Genomic DNA, 15,653 nt, shown 5'->3' on the forward strand with positions numbered 1-15,653 from the left:
CAGCGAGACAGTTCGAGTGCTTTTTAACGGCAGAGCCGTCTGGACATGAGCGCCCGCCCCCGGCCATACTGAGGCCAAGGTCCGGAGCGCCCGCCAAGGCGCAGCCGACAGCGAATTGAAGCCGCCAAGCTTCTATCGCATTCAGACAGCCTTCCGGCGCCAACCGGTCCGCTGTCATCGCTAGTCAGGGTTTCCACACCCGCTGACACTTTCCGATAACCATACGGACGAAGCAACCCTCCTTTTTCGGGAGGCGGGCTTCCGTGGGCTCTTTGCCACTCGCCCCTCCCCTCGCCTCCTTGCGCTCTATGCGCCATGTTACGCCGTGTTCCACGAATATACGGAAGTCAAGATGGCCACGATTACGAAGCGCGCATGGAAGACGTCGAAGGGCGAAGTGCGCGAAGCGTGGGTGCTTGCCTTCACCGACCGCCAAGGGAAGCGCCACAAGGAGCAGTTCGCAAAGAAGCGCGAAGCCGACGCCAAGCGCATCGAGGTCGAAGGGCTAATCAAGGGCGGCGCCTACCGTGATTCGAAGAACACGGTGGCGGAAGCCATTGAAGCCTACGTGGACCACTTGCGCGAACGGAACGCTAAGGGGCATCGCGTCGCCACCGGCTACTTGCGGAACACGAAGGCGCAGCTAGACACATACGTGTTGCCCCGCCTTGGCGACGTGCAGTTGACCGACCTTACGAAGGGCGACGTGGCGCACCTTCGCGACGTCCTTCAAAAGCAGGGTGTCAGTGTCCTTACCGTCCGCAAGATCCTCGCGTCCCTTTCCCGCACCTTGAAGCATGCGGCCGAAAAGAATTGGATTGCCACTAACCCGGCAAGCGGCATCCGCGTCACCGGCGGCCAAGACGATGACGATGGCAAGGTCGTGCCGCCAAGCCGCGAATCATTGGCCGCCATCATCGAAGCCGCCTCCCCCGATGTCGCATTACGCATCCGGTTTGCGTCTGCCACCGGCCTTCGTGCTTCGGAACAATGGGCGCTGCGGTGGGGCGACGTCGACTTCAAACGGAAGGAAGTCCGTGTCGGCCGCACCGTGGATATCTACGGCATTGTGAAGGACACCACGAAGTCCAAGGCCGGCCGCCGCGCCGTGCCGCTTAGCGATGCCTTGGCGGCCGCCCTGAAGGCACATCGCGGCGATGCTGTGGATGATGCCTATGTCTTCCCCAGCACCACCGGCGGCTTCACCCGGCACACCAACTTCATCAAGCGGACGTGGAATCCCGCGATGGACGCGGCCGGCGTAGACCGCTTGGGGTGGCACGCCTTGCGGCACTTCGCGATTTCGACGTGGGTTTTGGGCGGCATCAACATGAAGGCCGTCCAAACCCTCGCCGGGCACGCAAGCTTCCAAATGACTGCGGACCGCTATTCGCATCTTCTGCCGGAAGACGCACCCCATGCCGCCATCAACCGCATCGCGGAGGGCCTTCCAAGTGGCGCATAAGCGGCGCATGGCGCATCGGTGGCGCATGCACCATGTAAGCCATTGACAAATAATGGACTACGGCCTTCCTTTTAATCTGTAGGTCCTGGGTTCGAGTCCCAGCGCGCTCACCATTGGCCCCGGCCTGTCGTCACCGTGACATTGTCCATCGCTCGAGCGCGGGCGCGGAGGGTGTCAGCTTGCGGTCAAGAGGCAGGCCAGCCCGTCAGGTGGTGCGACGCCAAGAGGCCGTAGTAGAGAATCGTGATGCCGATTCCCACGATCGCGATCCCCCAGACGATCCAGTTGATCCAGGGAAAGCGGCGGCTCGGCTTTTCGTTGAGAAGACCGAGCATCTGCAGGAGATCGTTCATAGCCCCAGAAGGCGCGGCGATTCCGGCAAGCTCGTGGCGCTCTGCGACCGAACATCCGTCGGATCGGCCACCCGAACGCGACGGGGCGGCTCGACACGGACAGCGACGGGGACCAAGCCAGCTGGTCTATGACGGCCCGAGCGCCAGGTCCGCTGGATGATCTTCTTCACGAGTGACACGCATTTCAACGATCCACGGATCCTGCGGATCGATCGGCGGCCCTTTCCCGATCTCGCCAGCCACGACGAGGCGCTCGTGGCGGTCTGGAACGAGGTCGTGTCCCATGACGACGAGGTCTGGCACCTCGGCGACGTCGCGCGTGGAACGCCGGCGTTCAAGGACGAACTGCTCGCCCGCCTCAACGGCCGGAAGCACCTCGTCATCGGCAACAACGACGACGACGCGACGGTTCAGAGCCGGCATTGGCGCAGCGTTCAAGCCTATGCGGAGATCGTCGTCGACGAGGCTCGGCTCGTCCTCTGCCACTACGCGTTTCGAACCTGGAACCAGATGGGCAAGGGGTCGGTCAACCTGCACGGACATTCGCACGGCCGCCTGAAGCCTCTGCCGCGCCAATACGATGTCGGCGTCGATGCCTTTCCCTTTCGTCCCGTGTCGCTGTCCGAGATTCTCGCGTCGCGGGGCCGGCGTGCGGAGCGATCCGGGCCGCCGCGCTGAGGAAGGGCGATCTCGGCTGGGGCGTCGTCAGCCGAACCAGCCCGTGACGACCGAGGTGACCCATTGCATCATCGAGGCCTCTTCGACCGCCGCCTTGGCGACCACCGGTTCCTCGCGCAGGAGGACGCCGTCCTTGGTGAAGCGGATGGAGCCGAGGCGGGCCCCGGCCGCGACGGGTGCGGTGACGGACGGGTCGAGTGCGACCGCCTGCTGGTAGGAGCCCTCCGTTCCCCGGGCTGCGAGGATCCTGACCTCTCCCGTGCTGACCGCGGTGACGCTCGGGACGGCGCCGTCCGTCACGGACACTTCGCCGAGCGACTTGCCGGCGGTCATCAGGACGAGGTCCTCGAAGCCATTCAACCCGTAGGTCATCAGTTCGCGAGCGGCCTCCGCGCGCGCCTTCATCGAGGTCAGCCCGGTGATGGCAAGGATGATCCGTCGTTGGTCGGACTTCGCCGATGCGACGAGCGCATAGCCGGAGGCCTGGGTGTGTCCGGTCTTCAAGCCGTCCGCGCCGAGGCTGAGAAGCGGATTGCGGTTGCGCTGGAGGATCCCGTTGAAATGGAACTCCTCCTCGCTGAACAGCGGATACTGGTCCGGATAGGTCTCGATGAGATAGGCGGCCAGCTTGTCGAGATCGCGCATCGTCACATGCTGATCGGGATCGGGCAGGCCGTGCGGATTGGTGAAGTGCGACCCGGTCAGCCCGATCTTCTTCGCCTCGGCGTTCATCATGTCGGCGAAGACCGGAACGCTGCCGGCGATCCCCTCCGCCACCACGATCGTCGCGTCGTTGCCGGACTGGATGATGATGCCCTTGATGAGATCGGCGACGCTGACGCTCGAATTCAGCGGCAGGAACATGGTCGAGCCGCCGGAATTGGCGCCGCCTTCGCGCCAGGCCTTCTCGGAAACGGGAAATTCGTCCTCGAGCTTCAGCTTGCCCGCCTTCAGGCGATCGAAGAGGACGGCGACGGTCATCAGCTTGGCGAGGCTCGCCGGGGGATGCGCTTCGTCGGCGTTCTTCTCGAAGAGCACCGTGCCCGTGGCGACATCGGTGAGGATGGCCGCGGTCGCCGCCGTCTCGAAGGCGTAAGCCGGCCACGTCACGCAGAGGATCGCGAGCGCACTCGCCCCCGCGCGTCCCGCCGCCGTCGCCCTTTGGCCCAAGCTCTTCATCGCCACTCTCCGGATGTTCCACGCCGCCGAGACGTCAGTCTGAACCGTCCGGCTTATGTGGCCCTGACCTCCCGCCGAATGCCAATGCTCGCGGCGGACGCTTTGCTTGGCCGGGAAACGGCGCGGTTCCACCTCGATGTTCAGGGCGCGTCGGCGGCTGCCCATGCGGCGGAGATCAGCGCCCGCGTGTAGGGCTTCCGAGGCGCGGTGAAGATCGCCTGCGTCGGTCCCTCCTCGACGATCTTGCCGTCCTTCATGACGAGGACATGGTCGGCGACCGCGCGAATGACGGACAGATCGTGGCTGATGAAGACGTAGGACAGACCGTGCTGCTCCTGAAGGTCGCGCAGGAGCTCGATCACCTGGCCCTGCACGGACCGGTCGAGCGCCGACGTCGGCTCGTCCAGCACGATGACGCTCGGCTTCAGGATGAGAGCGCGGGCAATGGCGACGCGTTGACGCTGTCCGCCGGAAAACTCGTGCGGGTAGCGATTGCGACTGGCGGGGTCGAGACCCACCTCGCCGAGCGCCGAGACGGCACGCGAATCGCGCTCGGACCGCGACAGCGCCGGCTCGTGGATGAGCAGTCCCTCCGTGATGATCTCGCCGACGGTCAGGCGCGGCGAGAGCGAACCGTAGGGGTCCTGGAAGACCAGCTGCAGCCGGCGTCGCAGCGGACGCATGCGGGCGCGGTCCGCGCCGGTGACGTCGGCCCCTTCGAAGCGGATCTCGCCCCCGCTCGGCAACAGGCGCAGCAAGGCGCGGCCGAGCGTCGACTTGCCGGAGCCGGACTCGCCGACGATGCCGATCGTCTGGCCCGCGCGAAGCCGCAAGGACACGCCGTCGACGGCCCGGAACAGCTTCTTGGGACCGTCGAAGAGACCGCCGCCATAGGTGAAGTCGACCGTGATGCCCACCGCATCGAGCACGACCGGCGCGGTGGCCGGAGGCGGCGCCTTCTCGCCCTTCGGTTCGGAAGCCAGCAGCATCTTCGTGTAGTCGGCCGCGGGCGCCGTGAAGACGCGCGCCACCGGGCCCTCCTCCACCACCTCGCCCCGGCGCATGACGAGGACGCGGTCGGCGACATGGCGGACGAGACCGAGATCGTGCGTGATCAGCACGATCGCCATCCCGAATCGGCGCTGCAGCGCCTTCAGGAGGTCGAGGATCTGCGCCTGGACGGTCACGTCGAGGGCCGTCGTCGGTTCGTCCGCGATGAGAATGTCGGGTTCGTTGGCCAGCGCCATCGCGATCATCGCTCGCTGGCGCTGTCCGCCGGAGAGCTCATGCGGATAGGAGTCGATCCTGCGCTCCGGCTCCGGGATGCCGACGAGCGTCAGAAGTTCCAGCACGCGCGCCCGCGCTGCCTTGGCTCCCAGCCTGCGGTGATGGCGGATCGGCTCGGCGATCTGTCGTCCGATCCGGTAGAGCGGATCGAGCGAGGTCATCGGCTCCTGAAAAATCATCGCGATGCGATCGCCCCGGATGGCGTTCAGCGCCTTGGCCGGACGACCGATCAGCTCCTCGCCGCGATACGAGGCCGATCCCGAGGCGTGTCCATTGGCCGCCAGGAGGCCCATCGCGGCCATCACCGTCTGGCTCTTTCCGGAGCCGGATTCACCGACGATCGCCAACGTCTCGCCCGCGGCGAGATCGAGGTCGATTCCGCGAACGGCCTCGACCATGCCGTCGGGCGTCGTGAAGCCGACGGTAAGGCCCCGCACGGAGAGGATCGGATCGGCCATGTCAGCGATCCTTCGGGTCGAGCGCGTCGCGCAGACCGTCGCCGACGAAGTTCAGCGCGAACAGCGTCACCACGAAGAACGCGGCCGGGAAGATCAGCATCCACGGCGCCGACTGCATGCGCGCGGCTCCGTCCGAAATGAGAGCGCCCCAGCTCGTCAGCGGCGCCTGGACACCCAGACCGAGGAAGGACAGGAAGCTTTCGAGCAGGATCACCTTCGGCACGACGATCGTGACGTAGACGATGACGGGACCGATCGTGTTCGGGATGATGTGCCGGCGCACGATCTGGAGATCGCTGAGCCCCATCGCCTCGGCGGCGGCGACGAACTCGCGGCGCTTCAACGCCAAGGTCTGCCCGCGCACGATACGGGCCATGTCCAGCCATTCGACCGCGCCGATGACGAGGAAGATCAGGATGAAGCTTCGGCCGAAGAAGACGACGAGCATCACGACGAGAAAGACGAAGGGCAAAGAATAGAGAATCTCGACGAGACGCATCATGACGCCGTCGACGCGGCCGCCGACGTAGCCCGCCACGGCGCCGTAGGCGACGCCGACGACGAGCGAGACGAGGCTGGCGAGAACGCCGACGGCCAGCGATATCTGGCCGCCCAGCATGATGCGCACGAGGAGATCGCGCCCGTTCGCATCCGTACCGAACGGAAAATACGTGCGCTCGACCACGCCGCCGACCGAAATTGTGCGGCCCTCGTCCCGCGTCTCGATGACCTTCGTCCCCACGAAGGCGCCGCCGCGGTCGAAGTAGCGCAGGACGCGGGGATCGATCGGGCGATCGGAGGAGAGGGTCGCGGTGAAACTCTGTCCGCTCACCTCGAAATCCGAAAGGGCGACGCGCGCCCGGGCGGCGGCCGACCCGGCTGCGCCCTCCAGCTCTCCCGCGCCCGGCCGCGCCTCCAGGCTGGGTGGAACCGCGACATAGGCCGGAAAGACCTCGTCGTAGCGGTGCGGGCTGGCGAACGGTCCGAGGAAGGCGAAGATCGTGACCAGCGCGAGGACGACGAGGCCCGCCATCGCCGCCTTGTTGCGCCGGAGGCGAAGCATGGCGAGCTGGAAGAGGCTGCGTCCCTGCATCTCGCGGGCGGCCGGCGACGCGCTGCCGGGCAAGGGACCGGGGTCGGGCGTCGGGCCGGGCATCGCGAGATCACTCATAGCGCACCCGGGGATCGAGAAGGCCGTAGAGGATATCGACGACGAGGTTGAAGAGGATCACGAAGACGGCGACGAGAACCACCGTTCCCATGACCAGCGTGTAGTCGCGATTCAGCGCCCCGAGCACGAAATAGCGACCGACGCCGGGAATGGTGAAGAGGCTCTCGATGACGGCCGATCCCGTGAGAAGACCCGCGGCGCAGGGTCCGAGATAGGATACGACCGGCAGCATGGCCGCCCGCATCGCATGGGTCACGACGACGGTGCGCGCGGGAAGGCCGTAGGCCCGAGCCGTCCTCACGTGATCGGTGCGCAAGGCCTCGATCATCGAGCCTCGTGTCAGCCGCGCGAAGACCGCGAGTTGCGGCAGCGCCAATGCGATCATGGGAAGGACGAGGAACCGCCAGGAGCCGTCGCCCCACCCGCCGGCCGGCAGGAGCGCCAGCATCACGGCGAGGACCAGCGTCAGAACCGGTGCGACGACGAAATTGGGAACGGTCACGCCGATGGTGGCAACCGACATCACGACCACGTCGACCCAGCCGTTCTGGCGAAGCGCCGCGAGCGTGCCAGCCGCAACGCCGCCGACGAGTGCGAAAAGCAGAGCGAGGCCGCCGAGCTTCAGCGAATAGGGCAAGCCAGCGCCGATCAGTTGAGCGACCGTGTTGTCGCGGTAGATGTAGCTCGGCCCGAAATCGCCGGTCACCACATTGCCGAGATAGATGACGTATTGCCGCCAGAGCGGCAGGTCGAGCCCATAGGCGCGCATCAGCGCTTCCATGGTCTGCGGCGGAAGCGGCCGTTCGAGATTGAACGGACCGCCCGGCGCGAAGCGCATCAGGAAGAAGGAGAGGGTGACGACGATAAACAGCGTCGGCACCGCGCTCGCCAGGCGTTTGAGGACATATCGCAGCATGAAAGGCTTCCGATCGGAGCCGTCGACGGGCCCTTGGAGGAACCGGAACGACTATTCGGCGATGCTGAGAAAGCGGCTGAGGTGCTGGTTGTTGGCGTTGTCCTGCCAGCCGACGACCCGCTTCGAGACCAGCCAGAGGTCGTTGTTGACGAGGAGCGGCGCGACCGGCTGTTCCCTCATCAGGATCGTCTCCGCTTCGTGCAGAAGCTTGGCGCGGGCCGCCGGATCCTTCTCGTCGTAGGATTTGGCCATCAGCGCGTCGTATTCGGGATCGCTCCACTTGGCATAGTTGAACGTCTTGTTCGAGGTCGTGTTCATGGCGAGAAAGTTCTCGGGGTCGCCATAGTCTGCTGTCCACCCGGCTCGCGCGACCTGAAAAGCACCGCCCTCCTGGAGGTAGGCGTAGTGGGAAGAGACGTCGAGATTGACGAGGCTGACATTGGCGCCGAACGTCGTCTTCCACATGTCGGCGACCGCCGTCGCCACGCGCTCGTGATTGGGATTGGTGTTGTAGCGGATCTCGATCGAGAGCGGCGCACCCCCCTCGCCGAAACCGGCCTCCTTCATGAGAGCCAGAGCCTCGTCCTCGCGGTCGAGTTGGTCCTTGGCGGCATAATCGGCGGCGGAGGGTTCGCCATAGTCCGGCAGGCCCGGCGGCACGAAGGCGTATTGGGGCTGCTGCGAACCGGCATAGATCTCGTTCGCGAGGAAGTCGCGATCGATCGCCATGGACAGCGCCCTGCGGACCCGCACGTCGTCGAAGGGTTTCGCCCGCGTGTCGAAGACGTAGTAATAGGTGGCCAGCGCCGCCGAGACGCGGACCTCGTCGCCATACTGCTCGCGAAGGCGCTTCAGCTGGTCGGCGGAGAAGTTGTAGTTCACGTCGAGTTCGCCCGCTTCGTAGCGGCGAACGGCAGCGGCCTGATCCTCGAGCGGATAGAAGATCACCTTATCGATCTTCACGTTCGCAGCGTCCCAGTAGGACGGGTTCTTCGTCGCGGTGAGATGATCGTTCGCGACGTGCTCGGCCAGTTGATAGGCCCCGTTGGAGACGAGCTTGCCGGGCTTCACGAAATCCGCGCCGTTCTTCTCGACGCTCGCCTTGGAGACCGGCAGGGCGGTCTGATGCGCCATCAGCTCCAGAAAGAAAGGCGTCGGGCGCTCCAACGTCACTTCGAGCGTCTTGGCGTCGACGGCGCGCACGCCGAGTTGGTCGACCGGCAGACCTTCCTTGTTCACCTTCTCGGCGTTCTTGATGGGATAGAGGATGTTCGCGTAGTTCGCCGCCTCGGCCGGATTCTCGACCCGGCGGAAGGAGAAGGCGAAGTCCTCGGCCGTGACCGGCGTCCCGTCGGACCAGTTCGCCGCATCGCGGATCTTGAACGTGTAGACCGTGCCGTCATCGGAAACGGTCCAGCTTTCCGCAGCGCCGGGCACGACCTTGCCGGCCGCGTCGTAGACGGTCAGTCCTTCATAAAGATCCTTCAGCACGAATTCCTCGATGTTGATCGAGGTGTGCGCCTGGTCGAACGTCTGGGGCTCGCCGGCATTGCCGCGATGAAGGACGGTTTCGGCGAAGGCCGGCATGCCGGCGAGCGACGTCGCGCCGAGAAGCGCCGCGCCCAGGAGAACTCTCGTCCATCGATTCGTCGTCGCAGCATCGCGCATCGATTCGACTCCATTCATTGCATCGAGGCTTCCTAGATTAGGGAAAACTCGGAGCGAGGCAACGACCTGTGGTTTGCACCTCCCCGAAGCCACCCCTCCAGGCGTTGTTCCCGAAGCCGGGCGAGCGTCGTTCGGGTTGGACAGGATCACGTGTTTTCGGGCATGGACGCCCCTCGCCATGCCGCGGACCCGCCACAGCGTGGCTGACGCAAGGCGATCGTGCGGATGCCGCAGACCGGAGACAGACGCCATGTCGAACAACGAGAATGCGCTGCGCCTGATGGCCAGCGCGATCATGAACCTTCAGGCGAGAGCCGAAGCGCAAGACCATCTTCTCAAGGCGCTCTTTGTCGAGCGCGCGACGCAGCGCGAGACGTTTCCCGCGGAGGCGCAGGAAGAGATTCTGGGATTGGCGAGCGCCCTGGAAGGTGCCGAGCGAACGGGATACGACGGCGAGGAACGGCACATCGCCGATGTCGACGCGGCCCTTCGCTCCTTCGCCGACGACCTCAGGAAGCGACTCGAAGATCAGCGCTGAATGCGGGCTTTTTGATCACTTAGACGTGCAGTCCGGACGACAGAGTTTCGCGCGGAAGCACTTTGAAACTCTTGCGCAAATGCGGCAACCATCCTGTCCCATCGCACTTTCTTGCGCCAAGGCTAAAGAATGACGCGACAAAGCCGCCAACTTGTGTCACTTGAAAGTCGAGCGGCTTGCATTCGATTGCGATGCGTAAGATGGTTGCTCACACCTTCCGGGGTGTCCGGCAGCACAAGAGAACAGGTTTTCCATGCCCACTGGTACCGTGAAATTCTTCAACTCCGACAAGGGCTTCGGCTTCATCTCGCCTGACAATGGCGGTCCGGATGTCTTCGTCCACATCTCCTCCGTCGAGCAGTCTGGCATGTCGTCCCTGTCGGACAACCAGAAGGTCTCGTTCGAGACCCAGCCCGATCCGCGCGGCAAGGGCCCCAAGGCCGTCAACCTGCGCGCTGTCTAAAGCTCCGCTTTCGCAGCCTATCTTTCGAGATCGATCTGGCCCCGCTTCCACGGGGCCTTTTCATGTCCGGACATGGCGTCGACGGCAAAGACCGCGTCGACCTCTCGATCACTGCGATCGCGGGAGTCCGACAAGCGGCTACTGTGATGGGCAGACCCATCGATGTCGGGACGATGTGCGGCGATGCCGCAGTCGAACGCGGGTCCGTCTGCCGCTCCGCTGCGCCTCCCGGCGGCGCCCTCCCGTTCAAACGGACGTTCCGGCCAACCGAACGCCGGGGCCGGCCGGATGTCCCGTCTCTGGAACAGCCGAAACGCGTCGGCGTCTCGGCTGTCCTCATCGCGGGCGAACGTCTCAGGCGGCGTCCTGCTCCTTGGCCTTGCGCCCCGCGCGACGCTTGGGAGCGGCCTCATCCGCCGGAGCTTCCTCTGGGGGAGCAGCCTTGCGACCCAATCCCATCGTCTTGGCGAGGGCGGACCGTGCCGCGGCGTAGTTCGGAGCCACCATCGGATAGTCGGCTGGCAACTTCCACTTGGTGCGATAGGCTTCGGGCGTCAGATCGTAATGCGTCATCAGGTGCCGCTTCAAGGACTTGAAGCTTTTGCCGTCTTCCAGACACACGATGTAGTCGTCGGTCACCGACTTCTTGATCGGAACGGCAGGAACGAGCGGCGGCGGCTCCACCGCTTTCGGCTCCACCGCCGTCAAAGCCGTCAAAGCCTGGAACACCGACTCGATCAAAGCCGGAAGGTTGGCTGACGCCACGTGGTTGTTACCGACATAGGCAGCAACGATGGTTGCCGCGTGCTCGATCGGAACCGGCTGATTCTCGTTTTCGGTGTTGATCAATGTCTTCGATCCGCTAAGGGTTGGAGGCCATTCTGTTCAGTATGCCTCCATACACCATCTCGACTGCCGTTTTGCAATCGAGATCTTTGCCGGAAGAGCATTCTCGCGGCGGTAATCGCGTCCGCCGCAAGCATCCCAAAGAAGAAGATGGCAAGTGCGTGTCCAGGCTGGGACGATGCACAACCGTGAGAAGCATTCGCTTTTCTCGAGTCGACTTGGCACGGCGGGTCGGATTTGCAAGAGAACGCGACATGAACACGATCCTTCCCGTTCGGCACATGCTTCTGGCGCTCGCGGTCGTCGCGATCTGGGGGACCAACTTCGTCGTCATTCGGGTCGCTCTCGATCACCTGCCGCCGTTGCTGTTCGCCTCGTTGCGATTCTGTCTCGTGATCGTTCCTGCGATCTTCTTCGTTCCCCGCCCCGCCGTTCCGTGGTCCAACATGGCCGCCTACGGACTTCTGATCGGAGCCGGGCAGTTCGGCCTTCTGTTCGTGGCCATGCAGGGGTCGATCTCGCCCGGTCTCGCATCGCTCGTCATCCAGATGCAGGTCTTCTTCACGATCGGGCTGTCGATCTGGCTCACCGGCGAGCGGGTGCGGCTGTTCCAGTGGGCGGCGCTGGTCCTGGCGGTCTCCGGCATCGTCGTGATCGCGATCCATACCGACGCGACGACGACCCCGCTGGGTATCGGCCTCGTGCTGGTGGCGGCGGCCAGTTGGGCCGGCGGGAACATGGCGAGCAAGCGGAGCGGCGTGAGAAGCCTCCTGCCCTACATCGTCTGGTCCAGTCTGTTCAGCGCACCGCCCCTCTTCGCGATGTCGTTGATTCTCGAAGGTCCCGAGGCGATCGCCTCCGGCATCCTTCGCGCGGACGGCGCGACCTGGGCGGCGGTCCTCTGGCAGACGGTCGGCAACACCATGTTCGGCTACGCGGCCTGGGGATGGCTCCTGTCGCGCCATCCCGCCGCGACGGTCACTCCGATGGCGCTGCTCGTGCCGGTGTTCGGCATGGCGGCGTCGGCGGTGCTTCTCGGCGAGGCTCTGCCCCCGTGGAAGATCGCGGCGGCATCGCTGGTGCTCAGCGGTCTCGCCTTCGGTATCCTTTATCCCCGCTGGATGGACCGGAAGGTTCGGGCGGTTGCCTTGCCCGGCCCGGACGGTCTATGAGGTCCTCATTCGACAGGACCCGGTGAAATTCCGGGTGGCTCTTCCGGCCGCCGATCCGCCGGACAACGCAAATGATGCATTCTTGGCAGCCCTCGCGCTTTCGCGCCGATGGCCGAATCGTCATATCTGCGGATTTCTCATGTCAATTTCGTCTTCGATCCGCCGCGACTGGGTCTCGAACCTGCGCGGCGACATTCTATCCGGCATGGTCGTGGCCATGGCCTTGATCCCCGAGGCGATCGGATTCTCCGTCATTGCAGGCGTCGATCCGAAGGTCGGTCTCTACGCCTCGGTCGTCATCGCCATCGTCATCGCCTTCGTCGGTGGTCGGCCCGCGATGATCTCGGCCGCGACCGCCGCCACCGCCGTCGTGATGGTCGACCTCGTCCGCGATCATGGAGTCGAGTATCTGTTCGCGGCGACGATCCTGATGGGCGTCTTCCAGATCCTGGCGGGCATCCTCAAGCTCGGTCGCCTGATGCGCTTCGTCTCGCAATCGGTGATGACCGGCTTCGTCAACGCGCTGGCCATCCTCATCTTCGTCGCGCAGTTGCCCGAGCTCGTCGACGTTCCTCCGGCGACCTACGGACTGATCGCCCTCGGCCTCCTCGTCATTTACGGACTGCCGCGCCTCACGACGGCCATCCCCTCGCCGCTCGTCGCCATCGCGGTGCTGACCACCCTTGTCTTCGCGCTCGGTCTCGACGTTCGAACCGTGGCGGATCTCGGCGAGCTGCCCTCGACCTTGCCGACATTCGGGCTGCCGAACGTTCCCTACACGTTCGAGACGCTGCGCATCCTTGTTCCCGTCGCGCTGACCCTGGCGGCGGTGGGGCTTCTGGAATCGCTGCTGACGGCGCAGATCGTCGATGACATGACGGACACGCCCAGCAACAAGAGCCGCGAATGCGTCGGCCAAGGCGTCGCCAACATGGCGTCGGCGGCCTTTGGCGGCATGGGCGGCTGCGCCATGATCGGACAATCGGTGATCAACGTGTCGTCCGGCGGGCGCGGTCGTTTGTCGACGCTCGTCGCCGGCGCGTTCCTGCTCGCGCTTCTCGTCGCCTTGCAGGATCTTCTCGCGATCGTTCCGGTCGCCGCGCTCACGGCCGTGATGATCATGGTCTCGATCAACACATTCTCATGGAGATCGCTTCTGCGGCTTCGGTCCAACCCGTGGCCCTCCTCGATCGTCATGCTCGCCACGGTCGTCACGACGGTCGCGACCGCGGACCTCGCCAAGGGTGTCATCGTCGGCGTGCTCCTGTCGGGCGTCTTCTTCGCCGGAAAGGTCTCGCGCCTCAGCCGTGTCTCGTCTCTTCTGTCGTCCGACGGACGGGTCAGGACCTATCGTGTGGAAGGCCAGGTGTTCTTCGCTTCAGCCGGCACGTTCACCGATTCGATCGACGTTTCGGAACCGGTCGAACGCCTGGTGATCGACGTCACGGACGCTCATTTCTGGGACATTTCCGCCATCGCCGCTTTGGATCGCGTGGTCCTGAAGGCCCGGCGCAACGGCCGGATCGTCGAGGTCACCGGCCTCAACGAAGCGAGCGCGACGCTCGTCGAACGGTTCGGTGCCCACGACAAGGAGGGCGGGGTCGTCCCCCATCACTAAGCCGGTCCAAGGAGAGGTCACCGAGGGGTCACGGCTGGCGGAGGGGTCGGAACGAACCCGCCAGCCGGCGCCTTACCGTCCCATAGGAATTGGACGGAGAACCCAACATGATCTTCTCGTCGACCTCACAGCATCGGTCGCGCGACACCGAGAGCGGAACGTCGAAGCCGGTCCCGTCGGATGCGTCAACGGACGTCGGCAACGTCCGGGATCTCGCGGAGGCCGGCCGTCTGGAAGAGGAAAGGGCCGCGCGAATGGCGTCGCACGAGCCCGATCTGCCGGACAGAGCGTTCGATCGCATCACACCGCAGGTCTGATCGACGTCGAGCCGAAAAAGGAGATGCCGGCATGTCCAATATCGAACCCAACATCATCGATCCCGGCGGTCAGCCTTCGCCACCCCCGGATGTGATCGTTCCGGACATCGATCCGGAAGGCGACGGCATCGGCAACGACGAAATCCGGGAGCCGGACGCCGACACGCCGCCGTTTGAACCGGATCCGGAAGAAGGCGGCCGTGACCTACCGCCGATCCATCGGGCCATCGCGCAATTCTAGCGTGAAGTTTCCCGGCTAAGCGTTGATCGGGCCTGCGATGCGTGTTTCACTCCGTCGAGGGCTAGAATTTTAACCGTGTTCGACGATTTTCCACCGTTGAAGGAGACACGACATGACGCAGCCCGATCGAGACGAAGAAGTGAGAGACCGTGCTTATTTCCTGTGGGAGCAAGCCGGTCGACCCAGCGGACGCGAACATGAGTTCTGGGCGCAGGCGTCCAAGGAAATCGAAGGCGACGTGGTCGTCGAAATGCAGAAGACGATGAAAAACCGGAGCGTCGCACGCTAATCCGTTGCCGGATGTGGGAATGTCCGACACCGGCACGCATCGTGAACGAATTCTCAAAGACCTCCGTCGAATAGTCCCGTCCGGAGCCGCATTCCGGCTTCAGGCGGAGATCGGCGATGGCCAAAGCAACGAAGCGAAAGCGTCCGGCGGTTCGCAAGACGGCGGCGAAAACAGGTTCTCGCTGGGCCATGTCCGGATGGCTCGTTGCTGCTGGCGTCGCAGTGGCTTGGGCAGCGCCTCAGCTTCCCGGTCTGTCGGCGCAGGTGTCGTCGCTGACGGATCTTCCGAACCGAGTCATGGCTCTCGTCGACGATGATGAGTCGGCGAGGCCATCGCGTCCAGAGCCTCGCAGGGCCGAGCCTCGCGACGACGAAACTCCGGCGACGCCGCTCCGTTCGTCGAAACCCAGCGTCGATGCGAAGGCCGATGACCGAGCTTTGCCGGTCTCCGCCAGAAAAGCCGCTGCAAACGCCGCGTCGACATCCTCTTCCCGCAAGGCGCCGGAGTCGCCGCCCTCCAAAGCGGTCATTCCGACCATCCATCCCGCCATTGCCGCAACCGTTGCTGCCAAAGCCGAGCCGAAGGTGGTCATCCCCTTGCGCAAGCCGGTTCAGGATACTTCGAGAAATGAGCGGACGCCGATGCCGCCGATGGCGGTGCCGCGGGCAACGGGTCCGGCCGGATCGTCGACGCTTCTGGCATCCGCCGTCCGCACGGATACCCCTAGCGCTCCGCTGACGGCTCGACCGGGTGACCTCGCCATCCGGCGCTATCCTTTCACGACCGCGCCCGCCGTCGCCTATGTCGGCGACCTTCGCAAGGTGAGGATCATCGGAGGTCAGGGAGACTGGAAGAAGGTCGAGGTCGCGACGAGCGGCCAAACCGGTTGGCTGCGGCTTCAACGATACGACGGCGCCGAACAAACACAGGCCGGGTCGAAACCCGCTGCCCCCGTTCTTCGCGAAGCAGAGGCAGCAGGACAGCGATAGTCTTC

Annotated in this window: 16 protein-coding genes and 1 other annotated feature; of the genes, 9 read left to right on the forward strand and 7 right to left on the reverse strand. The window is 64.6% G+C overall.

The genetic code is table 11. The annotated features are described in order from the left end of the window. The first annotated feature begins 352 nt into the window (after positions 1-352). The gene (locus ASG43_RS12205; RefSeq protein WP_056505125.1) at positions 353-1,465 is read left to right on the forward strand and encodes a site-specific integrase; all 1,113 of its coding nucleotides are present in this window, start codon (positions 353-355) and stop codon (positions 1,463-1,465) included. Positions 1,466-1,650: 185 nt separating this feature from the next. Here ASG43_RS12205 and ASG43_RS22780 read toward each other — a convergent pair whose 3' ends face one another. Continuing rightward, complete coding sequence (locus tag ASG43_RS22780; RefSeq protein ID WP_156386665.1) at positions 1,651-1,818, reverse strand: hypothetical protein; 168 nt, start codon at positions 1,816-1,818, stop codon at positions 1,651-1,653. A gap of 156 nt (positions 1,819-1,974) precedes the next feature. On the opposite strand from ASG43_RS22780, the gene ASG43_RS12210 reads away from it, so the two are divergent. Next, the gene (locus tag ASG43_RS12210; protein WP_056505128.1) at positions 1,975-2,496 is read left to right on the forward strand and encodes a metallophosphoesterase family protein; all 522 of its coding nucleotides are present in this window, start codon (positions 1,975-1,977) and stop codon (positions 2,494-2,496) included. A gap of 27 nt (positions 2,497-2,523) precedes the next feature. Here ASG43_RS12210 and ASG43_RS12215 read toward each other — a convergent pair whose 3' ends face one another. The 5 genes from ASG43_RS12215 to ASG43_RS12235 form a co-directional block, all read right to left on the reverse strand. Beyond that, positions 2,524-3,675 (reverse strand): D-alanyl-D-alanine carboxypeptidase family protein, encoded by a 1,152-nt coding sequence (locus ASG43_RS12215; protein ID WP_056505830.1) that lies wholly within the window; start codon positions 3,673-3,675, stop codon positions 2,524-2,526. A gap of 140 nt (positions 3,676-3,815) precedes the next feature. Further along, complete coding sequence (locus tag ASG43_RS12220) at positions 3,816-5,429, reverse strand: ABC transporter ATP-binding protein (protein ID WP_156386666.1); 1,614 nt, start codon at positions 5,427-5,429, stop codon at positions 3,816-3,818. Further along, positions 5,422-6,591, reverse strand: a complete 1,170-nt coding sequence (locus ASG43_RS12225) for an ABC transporter permease subunit (RefSeq protein WP_056505131.1) — start codon at positions 6,589-6,591, stop codon at positions 5,422-5,424. Before ASG43_RS12225 ends, ASG43_RS12220 begins: the two co-directional genes overlap by 8 nt. After that, entirely contained in the window at positions 6,584-7,507 is a 924-nt protein-coding gene (gene oppB, locus ASG43_RS12230; RefSeq protein ID WP_056505134.1) for an oligopeptide ABC transporter permease OppB, read from the reverse strand. Before oppB ends, ASG43_RS12225 begins: the two co-directional genes overlap by 8 nt. A gap of 51 nt (positions 7,508-7,558) precedes the next feature. Beyond that, on the reverse strand, positions 7,559-9,175 hold the full coding sequence (locus ASG43_RS12235; protein WP_056505832.1) for a peptide ABC transporter substrate-binding protein: 1,617 nt from the start codon (positions 9,173-9,175) through the stop codon (positions 7,559-7,561). Between the two features lie 250 nt (positions 9,176-9,425). Here ASG43_RS12235 and ASG43_RS12240 point away from each other — a divergent pair, with 250 nt between their 5' ends. Together ASG43_RS12240 and ASG43_RS12245 are read left to right on the forward strand one after the other, a co-directional pair. Beyond that, positions 9,426-9,713, forward strand: coding sequence for a hypothetical protein (locus ASG43_RS12240; RefSeq protein WP_056505137.1), 288 nt, complete (start codon positions 9,426-9,428; stop codon positions 9,711-9,713). Between the two features lie 253 nt (positions 9,714-9,966). After that, positions 9,967-10,176, forward strand: coding sequence for a cold-shock protein (locus ASG43_RS12245; protein ID WP_056505141.1), 210 nt, complete (start codon positions 9,967-9,969; stop codon positions 10,174-10,176). A gap of 354 nt (positions 10,177-10,530) precedes the next feature. Here ASG43_RS12245 and ASG43_RS12250 read toward each other — a convergent pair whose 3' ends face one another. Next, complete coding sequence (locus ASG43_RS12250) at positions 10,531-11,025, reverse strand: MucR family transcriptional regulator (RefSeq protein WP_200939511.1); 495 nt, start codon at positions 11,023-11,025, stop codon at positions 10,531-10,533. A gap of 251 nt (positions 11,026-11,276) precedes the next feature. On the opposite strand from ASG43_RS12250, the gene ASG43_RS12255 reads away from it, so the two are divergent. The 5 genes from ASG43_RS12255 (at position 11,277) to ASG43_RS22785 (ending at position 15,648) form a co-directional block, all read left to right on the forward strand. Further along, positions 11,277-12,194 carry an EamA family transporter gene (locus ASG43_RS12255; protein ID WP_056505143.1) on the forward strand — a complete coding sequence of 306 codons (918 nt, stop codon included), beginning with the start codon at positions 11,277-11,279 and terminating at the stop codon, positions 12,192-12,194. 12 nt (positions 12,195-12,206) lie between these two features. Next, positions 12,207-12,262 (forward strand) — a sequence feature (sul1 is cis-regulatory element that is thought to sense ions involved in sulfur or methionine metabolism; They are found in Alphaproteobacteria). A 71-nt stretch (positions 12,263-12,333) separates the two neighbouring features. Continuing rightward, positions 12,334-13,812 (forward strand): SulP family inorganic anion transporter, encoded by a 1,479-nt coding sequence (locus tag ASG43_RS12260; protein ID WP_056505837.1) that lies wholly within the window; start codon positions 12,334-12,336, stop codon positions 13,810-13,812. A gap of 348 nt (positions 13,813-14,160) precedes the next feature. Then, positions 14,161-14,370 carry a hypothetical protein gene (locus tag ASG43_RS12270; RefSeq protein ID WP_056505149.1) on the forward strand — a complete coding sequence of 70 codons (210 nt, stop codon included), beginning with the start codon at positions 14,161-14,163 and terminating at the stop codon, positions 14,368-14,370. Positions 14,371-14,482: 112 nt separating this feature from the next. Then, a complete protein-coding gene (locus ASG43_RS22200; protein WP_082490860.1) occupies positions 14,483-14,659 on the forward strand; it encodes a DUF2934 domain-containing protein in 177 nt (58 codons plus the stop codon). Between the two features lie 116 nt (positions 14,660-14,775). Next, positions 14,776-15,648: a hypothetical protein gene (locus ASG43_RS22785; protein WP_156386667.1), complete on the forward strand. Its 873-nt coding sequence runs from the start codon at positions 14,776-14,778 to the stop codon at positions 15,646-15,648. The last annotated feature ends 5 nt before the right edge of the window (positions 15,649-15,653 follow it).

The sequence above is a fragment of the Aureimonas sp. Leaf454 genome (genome assembly GCF_001424685.1).
Classification (GTDB): domain Bacteria; phylum Pseudomonadota; class Alphaproteobacteria; order Rhizobiales; family Rhizobiaceae; genus Plantimonas.